Origin of the sequence: Paenarthrobacter aurescens (assembly GCF_025421775.1) — a bacterium.
In the GTDB taxonomy this organism is placed as follows: domain Bacteria; phylum Actinomycetota; class Actinomycetes; order Actinomycetales; family Micrococcaceae; genus Arthrobacter; species Arthrobacter aurescens_B.
In genome coordinates this window covers 194,304-206,198 of record NZ_JAOEFX010000011.1, presented here as the reverse complement: position 1 = coordinate 206,198, position 11,895 = coordinate 194,304, and the positions used below count along the sequence as shown (strand labels likewise).

Genomic DNA, 11,895 nt, shown 5'->3' with positions numbered 1-11,895 from the left:
AAAGTAGGGGGTGCCTTAGTCGCGGTTGCCCGTAACGACTGTGAAGTCGCGCCCGTCGAAGCAGGTGCGGGTTCCGGTGTGGCAGGCCGCGCCGACCTGGTCCACACGGATCAGGAGGGCGTCGCCGTCGCAGTCAAGGGCGACAGACTTCACGAACTGTACGTGTCCGGAGGTGTCGCCCTTGCGCCAGTACTCCTGGCGGGAGCGCGAATAGAACGTCACGCGACCGGACGTCATAGTGCGGTGGAGAGCCTCGTCATCCATCCAGCCGAGCATGAGGACCTCATTGGTGTCGTGCTGCTGCACAATGGCGGCTACCAAGCCGGACGCATCACGTTTGAGGGCACTGGCGATCTCCTGCGGCAAGGGACCCGCAGGGTCGCTGGAAGGCTCCGCGGCAGGAGTTGGGCTGGGGGCGGACTGCTCTGACATCAGATCAAGTCTAGTGCCTTCGACGGGAGCCGCATTCTGCGGCGGTTCCACTGCGCAAGAGCGCCCCGATCGTGCTAGTTTCACAAGTGATGCATTTCGTCGATCCTTCCCGAGAAGTACTGGCCGAAACCCTGCTGGCGGCCGGGCCTGACTCCCCCACGCTCTGCGAAGGGTGGCTGACCCGGGATCTTGCTGCGCATTTGTATCTGCGCGAACGGAAGATTGCAGTGGGTTTGGGCCTTCTGATTCCCAGTTTGGGCAAGGCCTCGGAAAAGGCCACCTCCAAACTTGCAGCCAAGCTCAAGAGCCCGGACGCCTACGCGGACCTCATCAAGACGTTCCGCGCCGGCCCTCCGGCCCTCTCCCCCTTGAAGATCAAAGCCCTGGATGAGACGTCCAACCTTATTGAGTACTTTGTCCACACCGAGGACGTCCGCCGCGCCGGCGACCGTTGGGCGCCCCGGGCACTCGATGAAGCATACTCGGATGCCCTCTGGGACGACCTCATCAAACGGGCCGCCTTCCTGTACCGCGGCGTGGACCTCGGCATCGTGCTGGTACGACCCACCGGGCCACGGCATGTCGCCAAGCGCGCCCCCGTTTCGGTCGCGATTGTTGGCGAACCGGGCGAATTGCTCATGCATGCGCACGGCCGTACCAGCCAGGCACTCGTCACTTTCGAAGGCCAGCCGGACGCTGTCGCGCTTTTGCAGTCAGCGGACATCGGCCTCTAACCGCCAACAGGCTTGAACAACAATGGAGGGTCACCTTGCAGGTGACCCTCCATTGTTGTTCAAGCCATAAAAACTAGCGGACCTCGAAGCCGGCCCCGCGAATAGCGGTCTTGACCTGGGCGATCATGTCGTCAGGTCCAAAGTGGAATACCGAGGCAGCCAGCACAGCGTCTGCGCCGGCTTCAACGGCAGGCGGGAAGTGCGCAGGCACCCCAGCGCCACCCGAGGCAATGATCGGAATGTTTACCGCAGCGCGGACCAAGCGGATCAGTTCGAGGTCGAAGCCGTCCTTGGTGCCGTCCGCGTCGATCGAGTTAAGCAGGATTTCTCCCACACCCCGGTCTGCGGCTTCCTTGGCCCAGGCAATGGCGTCGATTCCTGTGCCGGTCCGGCCACCGTGGGTGGTCACTTCAAAACCGGACGACGTCGGGACGTCACCTTCACGGGTCCGGCGCGCATCGACGGAGAGCACCAGCACCTGAGAACCGAAATGACGGGTGATTTCGTCGATGACGTCGGGCCGCGCCACGGCAGCGGTGTTGATGGATGCCTTGTCCGCGCCGAAACGCAGGAGCTTGTCCACCTCCGCCACGCCACGGACGCCGCCGCCAACGGTCAGGGGTATGAACACTTCTTCTGCGGTGCGGCGGACCACGTCGAATGTGGTTTCACGGTTGCCCGATGACGCCGTGACGTCGAGGAACGTGAGTTCGTCGGCCCCGCCATTGTCATATCTATGCGCGAGTTCCACCGGATCACCGGCATCGCGAAGGCCTTCGAAATTGACCCCCTTGACGACGCGACCGGCGTCGACGTCCAGGCAGGGAATGACGCGTACGGCTACAGCCATGTGCTGCTCCTAGATTCTGCTGGGCTCTGCTGTTTGATGCTCGGCTCGACCGACCCGGGGGTCAGATCCGGCAGGCGTGGATGCTGCTGACCAGGATGGCGCGGGCGCCGAGGTCGTAGAGCTCGTCCATGATGCGGTTGGTTTCCTTCTTGGGGACCATGGACCGCACTGCAACCCACTCGGAATCGCGCAACGGCGAAACAGTCGGCGATTCAAGGCCAGGGGTGAGTGCCGCGGCGTCTTCCACCAGGTCCTTGCGGATGTCGTAGTCCATGAGCACATACTGGCGTGCCACGAGGACGCCCTGGAGACGCCGGATAAGGATGTCGATTTCCTTGGCAGTTCCATTGGCAGCCCCACCGGACCCCGATCGGCGGATCAGCACGGCTTCTGACTTCAGGATGGGATCGCCAAAGATTTCCATACCGGCAGCCTTGAGGGTATTCCCGGTTTCCACGACGTCGGCAATAGCATCCGCGACGCCCAAACGTACTGAGGATTCCACGGCACCGTCCAGGCGGACAACCTTGGCATTGACGCCGCGCTCGGCGAGGTAGTCGCGCAGGAGGCCGTCGTAGCTGGTCGCGAGGCGCTTGCCTTCAAGCTGTTCGACGCCGGCAAAATCGCCAACGGGACCCGCGAAACGGAAAGTTGACGGTGCAAAGCCCAATGGAAGTATTTCCTCGGCTTCGACCTTCGCGTCGAGCAGGAGGTCCCTGCCGGTGATGCCGACGTCCAGGGTTCCCTGACCGACGTAGACAGCGATGTCGCGGGGCCGGAGGAAGAAGAATTCAATGTCATTGTCGGGATCCACCATCACCAGTTCGCGGGTGTCGCGGCGTTGGCGGTAACCGGCCTCGGACAGCATTGCCGAGGCGGCTTCGGACAGGGATCCCTTGTTGGGGACTGCTACACGGAGCATTGGGAGACTTTCTTTTTGGAATGGAGGTTTTCAGGCACCTTGGCCACGCAGGGGGCTCCGCAACAGGCACGCGGAGTGGCGTGGCTAGAGATGCTTGTAAACGTCTTCCAGGCTGAGGCCCTTGGCGAGCATGAGGACCTGCAGGTGGTACAGCAACTGGGAGATTTCCTCAGCGGCGGCTTCGTCTGATTCGTACTCCGCGGCCATCCAGACTTCAGCGGCCTCTTCGACCACCTTCTTGCCGATGCCGTGGATTCCGGAGTCCAGTTCGGCAACCGTGCGCGAGCCTGCCGGGCGGGTCGCTGCTTTCTCACTCAGTTCTGCGAACAGCGTCTCGAAATTCTTCACGCCCTCCAGACTACTTCCTCTGGGGCGGCCACCGCGTGTTGGGGCGTTGCATGACGAAGGGGATGTGAGTGAAGACACACGCACATCCCCTTCAACAGCAATGGTCCTAGCTGTACTGCTTGAGAGTTACCGCCGTGGCGAGGGCAGCGGTTACCGCTTCGTGCCCCTTGTCTTCCTTGGAGCCGGGGAGGCCGGCGCGGTCCAGGCCCTGCTGCTCGGTATCGCAGGTGAGGACACCGAAGCCAACCGGTACGCCGGTGCGGACACTGACATCGGTGAGTCCCGACGTCGCGGCCTGGCAGACGTAATCAAAGTGCGGCGTTCCGCCGCGGATGACAACACCAAGTGCTACGACGGCGTCAAAGTGCGGCGCCAGCCTGGCAGCAGCAACCGGAAGCTCAAAACTGCCCGGAACCCGCAGCAGCGTGGGCTCGGAAATGCCGGCTTCCTTGGCGGCGCGAAGGGCGCCGTCTACCAATCCGTCCATGATCTGCGTATGCCAGCTTGCCGCCACGATGGCGAGCTTGAGCTGCGAGGTTTCCTCAGGGCTGAGGGTGGTGAGGTCGATGGTGGGCGCGCCGTGTCCGCTCATGGTGTGGTGTGGATCCGTTCAGTCTTGGTTGTTGTCAAAGGTGTGCGTTGAAGGTGTCTTGCCATTGCTGACCGGCTCAACATCGAGTGTTAACCGATGGTCCATCCGGTCCTTCTTGGTCTGCAGGTAGCGCAGGTTCTGTTCGCGGGACGGCACCTCAGTGGGCACCATTTCCACAACATTCACTCCGGCCTTGTCCAGGCGATGCTGCTTGTCCGGGTTGTTGCTCAGCAGCCGGACTTCGTGAAGACCCATCTCGGCGAGGATCTGACCTGCCGCGGCGTATGAACGCGCATCAACCGGCAAACCCAGCTGCTCGTTGGCTTCAACCGTGTCGAAGCCGGCTTCCTGCAGCGCATAAGCCTTAATCTTGTTGGCCAGCCCGATGCCGCGGCCCTCCTGTCCGCGCAGGTAGAGCAGGGTTCCGCCCTCTGCGTGAATGAGCTCCAGCGCGAAAGCCAGCTGCTCTCCGCAATCGCAGCGGTAGGAACCGAACACGTCGCCGGTAAGGCACTCGGAATGGAGGCGTACCAGCGGCGCGCGTCCGCCTTGGGGAGGGTTGGGTGAACTCACGGCAAGGTGCTCGTGGCCGGTCTCATTGTCCGTCCAGGCTTGTGCCACGAAGTCACCGAAGGCTGTGGGCAGCTGGACGATCGGCCCGCCGGTCACAGAGTGTGGCGCGGGGCCGGTGTGGTCGCTGCTGCGTGTGGTCGATGCGGTCATCGCTTCTCCTCGTCCTCCTGTGAAACACGTGCCGTCTGGGACTCTACCGCCTCAACATACGACACCAGGTCCTCGATGGAGATGAGGGGGCATCCATGTTCGGCGGCGAAATCACGCAGGCTGTCCAGGCGCATCATTTCACCGTCGTCATGTACCAACTCTGCGATCACACCCACCGGGGCAAGCCCGGCAAGACGACACAGGTCCACGGCAGCTTCCGTGTGTCCTGGACGTTCACGCACTCCACCGTTAACCGCACGCAACGGGAAAATATGCCCGGGACGCGTGATCGATGCCGGCGTGCTGCTCGGATCTGCCAGAATCCGGGCCGTCAGCGCGCGGTCCGTGGCTGAGATCCCGGTGCTGACTCCAATCGCGGCGTCGCAGGAGACGGTGTAGGCGGTTCCCTTGGCGTCCTCGTTGATCTCCACCATGGGCGGAAGGATGAGGGCGTCCGCGCGGTCGCCGTCCAGGGGGACGCAAATGACCCCGGATGAATAGCGGATGGTCCATCCCATAAGCGCCGGCGTGGCGTGCTCGGCGGCGAAGATGATGTCACCTTCATTTTCGCGGTCCTCGTTGTCCACCACGATCACGGCCTGGCCCGCCGCCATTGCTGCGATGGCGGCTTCAACAGGATCCAGTCCGGTACGGGGCGAGCCCGCAGGCGATGTCTTTGCGGGGGCGCTCATCGGGTGCTCCCCTGCTGCGGTGCGAAGGACAAAAGGCGCTCGGTGTATTTGGCCAGCACATCCACTTCGAGGTTGACGCGTCCACCTACAGGCTTGGCGCCCAGACCGGTTTCCTCCAGTGTGGTGGGGATCAGTCCCACCTCAAACCACGGAGCCGTTTCGGCCGCGGGACTGACAGCGGTCACGGTCAGCGAGACACCGTCGACGGCGATCGAGCCCTTCTCTGCGATGTACCGTGCCAGCGGGGCCGGGATTCCAAACCGCAGGCGATCCCAGTTACCCAGCGCTTCGCGTTCCAACAGCTCACCGACGCCGTCAACATGGCCCTGCACTACATGGCCGTCCAGGCGTCCGCCGGCTGGAACACAGCGTTCCAGGTTCACGGCATCACCTGGCGCCAGATCCCCGATGGTGGTGCGGATGAGGGTTTCGCCCATGACATCAACGCTGAAATCCTGACCGTCGATGCGCGTAGCCGTCAGGCACACTCCGTTGACGGCAATGGATCCGCCCAGGGCCAGGTCGCCGGTGGTGGTCGGTGCCTTCAAGCGCAAGGTGGCGCTGGCATCGCCGTCGTGCTCAATGCCCAGCACAGTGCCTTGTTCTGCAACGATTCCGGTAAACATCAGTGTCCTCCTGTGACATATTCCGCAGCTTCACTGTGTGAAGCCAAACTCTCCTGCGGAATCGAATTCTTGTTGGTGTTGGCGGCCCTTGTGGACCGCAAATGCAGCCGAAGGTCATTGCCCAGGACGCGGACCGCACCGCCGTCGGCTTCGTCCCAGGACCAGTGCTGGGCGTCGGCCAGCGTGGTGATTCCGAGGTCGTTCAGGGCCGGAGTTCCGGAGCCCAACAGCGTGGGTGCCAGGTAGACGATCAACTCATCCACCAAATCAGCGGCCAGGAACGTGCTCAAAATGCTGGAGCCGCCTTCCACCATGACGTGCCTGACGCCTTGATCGAACAGAGTGCTCAACGCTTCGGCCGGAACGCGTGTCGGCAGGTGGACAAAACGCCCGTCCGTTCCGCGGACAGCAGCATCTTGAGGGACTTCCCTCAGACCCATGACGGCGCGCAGCGGCTGGCGTTCCGAAAGCCGGCCGTCCGGGGTTCGGGCCGTCAGCCGGGGGTTGTCAATCAGGACCGTACCGGTTCCCACCAGGATCGCGTCGATAAGCCCCCGCAGGCTGTGGTTGTCGGCGAGCGACTCAGGACTGGAGATCCACTGGCTCGTGCCGTCCGCAGCAGCGATGCGGCTGTCCAAGGTCTGTGCGATGTGCAAGGTGACGAAAGGACGTTTGGCGGCAACGGCGTCGAACCATTCGCGGTTGAGGTCCAGCGACTCGGCAAGCGCCAGACCGGACCGCACCTCAACACCGGCCGCACGGAGCGTCCGTGCACCGCCGGCGGCGGGGTCATGCGGATCGTCGACGGCGTAAATCACCTTGGCGATTCCCGCGGCAATGATCGCCTGGGCACAGGGTCCGGTGCGGCCTATGTGGTTACAGGGTTCGAGCGTGACAACCATGGTTGTTCCCACGATGTCGACGCCGCGCTGACGCGCTTCGGAAATGGCATCGGCCTCTGCATGCGCCGTTCCCGCGCCACGATGGTAGCCGGTGGCAAGTTGCTCGCCTTCCGGGCTGAGGATCACTGCACCGACCAAGGGATTCGCTCCGCGGGGACCGGCAAGGGCAGCTGTCAGGGCGGCAACCATGGCCGCGCTCTCGGCCGGGGTGTAAACAGTGGTATCCGCGCTCACCGGGCAACCCCCGCGGATGCGGCAACGACGACCGGACTGCCGCTCTCCCGACTGGCCCGTTCACGTTTCTCTGCCCGCCACCACACGAAGAATCCGGTGAGGGTGAAGAAACCGTAGAACAGGTACATGACCGCACTTGCGTAGTAGCCGGCGCTGAACAGCAGCGGCACTCCCACGATGTCGACGGCCACCCAGATCAGCCAAAACTCAGTCCATCCACGCGCCATGCCGTAGGTTGCCAGCAGAGATCCCGTGAACGTCCAGGCGTCAGCCCAGACGGGCGGGTAGGAGCCGAGGGAGTCAAACAAAGGCGTCAGGGCTGCCGTGCCGGCAACCATGGCGCCGATCAGCGCAATACGAACTTTGTTGCTGGCCCAACCTGGGACGATTGCGCGCCCTTGGGCACTCGATTGACGTCCCTGCTGCCACCGGTACCAGCCGTATATTGCGACAGCGATGAACATGATCTGCCGGGCAGCCTGCCCCCATAGCGTGGCTGGCGCTGCTGCACCAAAGACGTTGCCCAGGAAGACCGTGAGCAGGAGGATGTTGCCGACTATGCCGATCGGCCAGGCCCAGACTTTGCGGCGCATACCGCCGAGGGCGCTGAGGAGCCCAAAGATGTTTCCAAGCACTTCGCGTAAGACAAGAGCAGATCCTCCAACGGGGATCTGTGCTTCGAAGAGCCATCGCAGAAAGTCCATGCCGTTCCTTCCCAGTAAGCCGCGATGACTCCGGGGGTGTACGACAGCGCAATGCCGGGCGTCGCTAAAGGAACGCCCACGGCATGACTGTACGTGCTTCTCCCATCCAGACTTTAACTGTCGGTACCGGAATTTCACCAGTTCAACCGTCTGCCATCGGAGATCCAATCACTTGGAATCCGATGGCTCGCGGGTCGCGGACTATAACCGCCGGTTCGGACTTACACCGACCCCGGAGCACGTATGTGTGTTGTTATTGTGCCACAACTACCAAGATGTCCCGGCTATTCCCGGGCCATCTTCGTAACATGTGGTGACGGTCGTCAGGCGAACGTCGCCGTTACTGCCTGGCCCGCGGCACGGAGCCGATCAATCGCCGCTGCGGGGTCCTGGTGCCCATAGACCGCCGAGCCTGCCACGAAAACGTTCGCACCCGCCTCAGCAGCACGGATGATGGTCTCCTCGGTGATGCCGCCATCCACCTGGATGGCAACGCCAATGCCCGAACCCTCGATTGCCGCACGAGCACGCCGGATCTTGGGCAAGGTAATGTCCAGGAACGACTGGCCGCCAAAACCTGGCTCAACGGTCATGATCAACAGCATGTCCAGCTCGCTGAGCATGTCCAGGTAGGGCTCCACCGGAGTGGCCGGGCGCAAGGCCATGCCGGCCTTGGATCCACGGGCCCGCAGTTCGCGGGCCAGCTTGACCGGCGCCATCGCGGCTTCAGCATGGAACGTTACCGAAGCGACGCCCGCATCAGCGTAGGCAGGTGCCCACCGGTCGGCGTCGGTGATCATCAGGTGCGCGTCCAGCGGAACTGGACTGACAGCTTGGATCCGCTGCACCACGGGCAAACCGAGGGTCAGGTTCGGAACAAAATGGTTGTCCATGACATCCACATGGACGGCATCAGCATTGCTGATCCGTTGCAGTTCCGCCTCCAGGTTGACGAAATCCGCGGACAGGATGCTCGGGTTGATGCAGCACTGAGACAAGGCAGCCCCTTCGGGTCGGTGGTGGTCAAGAGAGGGCCGCAGCGGGCGGAGAACCACCCTCGCTGCGGCCCGACAATGGTGGCTACGGCTTCTTGCGGATGATCGCCATGAACATGGCGTCCGTCTGGTGGACGTGCGGCCACAGCTGGGCAGTGAGCTCGTGACCGGCGCCAAGGCTGCCGGTGAGGCTGACGTGGTCAAGCGCTTCTCCGGCGTCAAGCAGCTCCAGGTCCCCGCGCTTGGCAAGCACGTCAGTTACAACGGCTGTGGTTTCGGCCGGGTGCGGCGAACAGGTCACGTAAGCCACCACACCGCCGGGCTTGACGGCGTCCAGAGCCGACTTCAGCAGGTCCCGCTGAAGCGGGCCGAGGTCGCCAATGTCCTTGGGAGAGCGACGCCACCGCGATTCCGGACGCCTGCGCAAGGCTCCAAGACCACTGCAAGGGACGTCCACCAGGACACGGTCAAAGGACTCCGGCTGCTCGGCCCCGACGTCACGACCGTCGCCTGTCCGCACCTTCCAGGCCTCACCGGGAACAGCCGAGAGCGCTTGCTGAACCAGCTTGGCCCGGTGCGGTGCAGGCTCGTTGGCCAAGAGGGTGGCCCCGTCGCGGTACGCCAAGGCAGCCAAGAGTGCCGCTTTGCCGCCGGGACCGGCGCACAGGTCCAACCACCGTTCCCCCTGGGCGGGAGACTCCCCCAGCTCGACGCCGGCCAAGGCACGGGCAACAAGCTGCGAGCCCACGTCTTGTACGCGGGTAGTGCCGCGCCGCACCGATTCAAAGCGGCCGAGGTCCCCGCCAGCAGAGAGGGCTGAATCCTCCACCAACTCACCTGCGGTAGCGCCATTGTCGAAGGCCTCGTCAAGGTCCCCCAAACCGGGCAAGGCCACCAGGTTGACCACGGGCGCCGCGTTGTCGGCTTCCAGCAGGGCGTCGATTTCGTTTTTCGGCCGCCCGTGGTTCACCAGCGATTGCCGTAACGCGCGGACGATCCATTCCGGGTGGGCATGGCGCAGAGCGGCGATCTTGGTCTCGTCCGTTTCCTGATCCAGCAAGATTTCCAACCACTCGTCCATGCTGTGGGCGGTGACTTTGCGGAGCACGGCGTTGATGAGTGCTGACGGGCCAGCCCCGATGACTGCGCGTGCCAGGCCAACGGTTTGGTCCAGCGCGGCATGCGCCGGAACGCGCATGGACAGCAGTTGGTGGGCGCCAATTCGCAGGGCATCCAGGATTGCGGGATCCAATTGTTCGAGTGGACGGTCCACGCAACGGGCCAGGATGGCGTCGTAGGTGCCCTGTCCGCGCAACGCACCGTAGCTCAGCTCGGTGGCGAACCCTGCGTCCCGCCGGTCGAGGCGGTGTTCACGGATGCGGGCTGGAAGGACAAGGTTGGCGTAGGCATCTTCGGAAGCTACGGCACGGAGTACCTCGAAGGCGACCAACCGTGCGGGGTCCGCCCGACGCGTACGCTGCGAGGGCGCGTTGTTGGTGAAGCCCCGCTGGGGTCCCCTGTTTCGCTCCCTGCCCTGGGCGTTGCGTTTGCTCTCACCGCGGGGACCGCGATTTCCTTGCCCGCCGCCATCCCGGCTCCCGCTGTTGTTGGGGCCTCGGCGGCCGGACTCGCTCATTCGAATACCACTCTCTCGGGTGCTGCCAAGCCGCGGGCCCAGTCAGCCGACGACATCATCTTTTTGCCGGCTGGCTGAACCCGGCCCAGCTCCAGTGCATGTGACCCGGTCCCCACCAGGACGGATTTGCCATCCACACGGATGGATCCCGGCGCCAGATCCTTGACCTCTGGCCTCAGCTCTACAGGTTCCAGTTTGATTCTCTGGCCATCCAGAGTGGTCCATGCCCCGGGTTCAGGGGTAACGCCGCGGGCCCGGCGGTTCACGGCCAGCGCTGGCTGTTGCCAGTCCAGACGCCCGTCCTCGAGGGTCAGCTTGGGAGCCAAGGTCACTTCCCCGGCCTGCGGTTGGGGTGACGCTTGACCGGCGTCGATCGCGGAAAGGGTCTGGCTCAGCAGTACCGCCCCGCTGATGGAGAGCCGTTCCAGCAGGTCGCCGGCAGTGTCCTCGGGACGAACTGTCTCAGTAAGGGTTCCGAACACAGGCCCGGTGTCGAGGCCTTCCTCAAGCTGGAAGGTTGCGGCCCCGGTGATGTCGTCACCCGCAATGATGGAACGCTGCACGGGGGCGGCGCCGCGCCATGCCGGGAGCAGCGAGAAGTGCAGATTGACCCAACCGTGCTTCGGGACACCCAAAGCAGCTTTGGGAACAATGCCTCCGTAGGCAACAATGGCGGCGACGTCGGGAGCGAACTCCGCGATTCTTGCTGTGGTGTCGGCGTCGACCTTTGCAGCGCGAATAACGTCAATACCGAGTTCCATCGCCCGGGCAGCCACAGGCGAAGGTGTCAGGATGCGTTTGCGGCCCAGCGGTGCGTCCGGCCGGGTGAGGACGGCCACGATGTCGAAGCCTGCCTTGACCAAAGCGTCCAACGACGGCACTGCTACAGCCGGGGTTCCCGCGAAGAGTACCCTCACTCCGGAGCTCCGAAGCTGCCGCCACCGAAGCTTGATCCTACGGTGTTGGCACGCTTGGACGTGGTCTGCTCAGTAATGGCGTGGTAGTTGGCGTTTCGGATGGCGCGAAGTGCGGCTTTGCGGTCATCACCTTCCAGCCTGTCCGTGTACAAGACACCGTCGAGGTGATCTGTCTCGTGCTGGAAACACCGGGCGAGCATGCCCTCGGCCTCGACTGAGACCGGGTTGCCGTTCAGGTCCACGCCGGTTGCCCGGGTGGTCCGGTAGCGGCGCACGGGGAAGCCCAACCCGGGAATGGAGAGGCATCCCTCTACTTCGTCGGGCTGGAAGTCCTCACTGTTTTCCAGGACCGGGTTGATGATGTGGCCTTCAACTCCCCCGATGCGGTAGGTGAAGACGCGCTGGCTAACGCCCACTTGCGGCGCGGCGAGGCCAGCACCCTCCACGTCCTCCATTGTTTCCGTCATGTCGGCTACCAGCTTGGCGAGCTCCGGACCGAAATCGGTGACGGGGTCAGCTACGGTGCGTAACACCGGATCCCCGATGATTCGGATACTCAAAATTGCCATGTGCTGTCAGTCCTCACGA

The 11,895-nt window shown here is 63.6% G+C and carries 15 protein-coding genes and 1 riboswitch; of the genes, 1 reads left to right on the top strand and 14 read right to left on the bottom strand.

All coding sequences use genetic code 11. From position 1 onward, the window contains the following. Positions 1-15: 15 nt before the first annotated feature. A complete protein-coding gene (gene hisI, locus N7568_RS21005) occupies positions 16-432 on the bottom strand; it encodes a phosphoribosyl-AMP cyclohydrolase (RefSeq protein ID WP_261611694.1) in 417 nt (138 codons plus the stop codon). Between the two features lie 89 nt (positions 433-521). On the opposite strand from hisI, the gene N7568_RS21000 reads away from it, so the two are divergent. After that, positions 522-1,166, top strand: a complete 645-nt coding sequence (locus N7568_RS21000; RefSeq protein ID WP_261611715.1) for a TIGR03085 family metal-binding protein — start codon at positions 522-524, stop codon at positions 1,164-1,166. Between the two features lie 73 nt (positions 1,167-1,239). Here N7568_RS21000 and hisF read toward each other — a convergent pair whose 3' ends face one another. The 13 genes from hisF to def form a co-directional block, all read right to left on the bottom strand. Next, entirely contained in the window at positions 1,240-2,016 is a 777-nt protein-coding gene (gene hisF / locus N7568_RS20995) for an imidazole glycerol phosphate synthase subunit HisF (RefSeq protein ID WP_261611693.1), read from the bottom strand. Between the two features lie 61 nt (positions 2,017-2,077). Further along, positions 2,078-2,938 carry an ATP phosphoribosyltransferase gene (hisG, locus tag N7568_RS20990; RefSeq protein ID WP_231338928.1) on the bottom strand — a complete coding sequence of 287 codons (861 nt, stop codon included), beginning with the start codon at positions 2,936-2,938 and terminating at the stop codon, positions 2,078-2,080. 84 nt (positions 2,939-3,022) lie between these two features. Continuing rightward, positions 3,023-3,286: a phosphoribosyl-ATP diphosphatase gene (locus N7568_RS20985; RefSeq protein ID WP_018778638.1), complete on the bottom strand. Its 264-nt coding sequence runs from the start codon at positions 3,284-3,286 to the stop codon at positions 3,023-3,025. Between the two features lie 106 nt (positions 3,287-3,392). Further along, complete coding sequence (ribH, locus tag N7568_RS20980; RefSeq protein WP_261611692.1) at positions 3,393-3,878, bottom strand: 6,7-dimethyl-8-ribityllumazine synthase; 486 nt, start codon at positions 3,876-3,878, stop codon at positions 3,393-3,395. An 18-nt stretch (positions 3,879-3,896) separates the two neighbouring features. Then, positions 3,897-4,601 (bottom strand): GTP cyclohydrolase II, encoded by a 705-nt coding sequence (gene ribA / locus N7568_RS20975; protein WP_261611691.1) that lies wholly within the window; start codon positions 4,599-4,601, stop codon positions 3,897-3,899. Beyond that, positions 4,598-5,293, bottom strand: a complete 696-nt coding sequence (ribB, locus tag N7568_RS20970) for a 3,4-dihydroxy-2-butanone-4-phosphate synthase (protein ID WP_261611690.1) — start codon at positions 5,291-5,293, stop codon at positions 4,598-4,600. The genes ribA and ribB overlap by 4 nt, the downstream gene beginning before the upstream one ends. Continuing rightward, complete coding sequence (locus N7568_RS20965) at positions 5,290-5,919, bottom strand: riboflavin synthase (protein WP_261611689.1); 630 nt, start codon at positions 5,917-5,919, stop codon at positions 5,290-5,292. The genes ribB and N7568_RS20965 overlap by 4 nt, the downstream gene beginning before the upstream one ends. Further along, positions 5,919-7,010: a bifunctional diaminohydroxyphosphoribosylaminopyrimidine deaminase/5-amino-6-(5-phosphoribosylamino)uracil reductase RibD gene (ribD, locus tag N7568_RS20960; RefSeq protein WP_261611714.1), complete on the bottom strand. Its 1,092-nt coding sequence runs from the start codon at positions 7,008-7,010 to the stop codon at positions 5,919-5,921. The genes N7568_RS20965 and ribD overlap by 1 nt, the downstream gene beginning before the upstream one ends. A gap of 41 nt (positions 7,011-7,051) precedes the next feature. Continuing rightward, positions 7,052-7,759 (bottom strand): nicotinamide riboside transporter PnuC, encoded by a 708-nt coding sequence (gene pnuC, locus N7568_RS20955; RefSeq protein ID WP_261611688.1) that lies wholly within the window; start codon positions 7,757-7,759, stop codon positions 7,052-7,054. A gap of 89 nt (positions 7,760-7,848) precedes the next feature. After that, a riboswitch (FMN riboswitch) is annotated at positions 7,849-8,004 on the bottom strand. Between the two features lie 78 nt (positions 8,005-8,082). Further along, a complete protein-coding gene (gene rpe, locus N7568_RS20950) occupies positions 8,083-8,757 on the bottom strand; it encodes a ribulose-phosphate 3-epimerase (protein ID WP_261611687.1) in 675 nt (224 codons plus the stop codon). 82 nt (positions 8,758-8,839) lie between these two features. Continuing rightward, positions 8,840-10,390 carry an RsmB/NOP family class I SAM-dependent RNA methyltransferase gene (locus tag N7568_RS20945; protein WP_261611686.1) on the bottom strand — a complete coding sequence of 517 codons (1,551 nt, stop codon included), beginning with the start codon at positions 10,388-10,390 and terminating at the stop codon, positions 8,840-8,842. Next, positions 10,387-11,307, bottom strand: coding sequence for a methionyl-tRNA formyltransferase (gene fmt / locus N7568_RS20940; RefSeq protein WP_261611685.1), 921 nt, complete (start codon positions 11,305-11,307; stop codon positions 10,387-10,389). Before fmt ends, N7568_RS20945 begins: the two co-directional genes overlap by 4 nt. Continuing rightward, on the bottom strand, positions 11,304-11,876 hold the full coding sequence (def, locus tag N7568_RS20935; protein WP_261611684.1) for a peptide deformylase: 573 nt from the start codon (positions 11,874-11,876) through the stop codon (positions 11,304-11,306). Before def ends, fmt begins: the two co-directional genes overlap by 4 nt. Between the last annotated feature and the right edge of the window lie 19 nt (positions 11,877-11,895).

What these genes read in the sequence shown, in the direction of transcription:
- hisI (WP_261611694.1), bottom strand. Translation starts at nt 432, where the DNA reads ATGTCAGAGCAGTCCGCCCCCAGCCCAACTCCTGCCGCGGAGCCTTCC.
- N7568_RS21000 (WP_261611715.1), top strand. Translation starts at nt 522, where the DNA reads ATGCATTTCGTCGATCCTTCCCGAGAAGTACTGGCCGAAACCCTGCTG.
- hisF (WP_261611693.1), bottom strand. Translation starts at nt 2,016, where the DNA reads ATGGCTGTAGCCGTACGCGTCATTCCCTGCCTGGACGTCGACGCCGGT.
- hisG (WP_231338928.1), bottom strand. Translation starts at nt 2,938, where the DNA reads ATGCTCCGTGTAGCAGTCCCCAACAAGGGATCCCTGTCCGAAGCCGCC.
- ribH (WP_261611692.1), bottom strand. Translation starts at nt 3,878, where the DNA reads ATGAGCGGACACGGCGCGCCCACCATCGACCTCACCACCCTCAGCCCT.
- ribA (WP_261611691.1), bottom strand. Translation starts at nt 4,601, where the DNA reads ATGACCGCATCGACCACACGCAGCAGCGACCACACCGGCCCCGCGCCA.
- ribB (WP_261611690.1), bottom strand. Translation starts at nt 5,293, where the DNA reads ATGAGCGCCCCCGCAAAGACATCGCCTGCGGGCTCGCCCCGTACCGGA.
- N7568_RS20965 (WP_261611689.1), bottom strand. Translation starts at nt 5,919, where the DNA reads ATGTTTACCGGAATCGTTGCAGAACAAGGCACTGTGCTGGGCATTGAG.
- ribD (WP_261611714.1), bottom strand. Translation starts at nt 7,010, where the DNA reads ATGGTTGCCGCCCTGACAGCTGCCCTTGCCGGTCCCCGCGGAGCGAAT.
- pnuC (WP_261611688.1), bottom strand. Translation starts at nt 7,759, where the DNA reads ATGGACTTTCTGCGATGGCTCTTCGAAGCACAGATCCCCGTTGGAGGA.
- N7568_RS20945 (WP_261611686.1), bottom strand. Translation starts at nt 10,390, where the DNA reads ATGAGCGAGTCCGGCCGCCGAGGCCCCAACAACAGCGGGAGCCGGGAT.
- def (WP_261611684.1), bottom strand. Translation starts at nt 11,876, where the DNA reads ATGGCAATTTTGAGTATCCGAATCATCGGGGATCCGGTGTTACGCACC.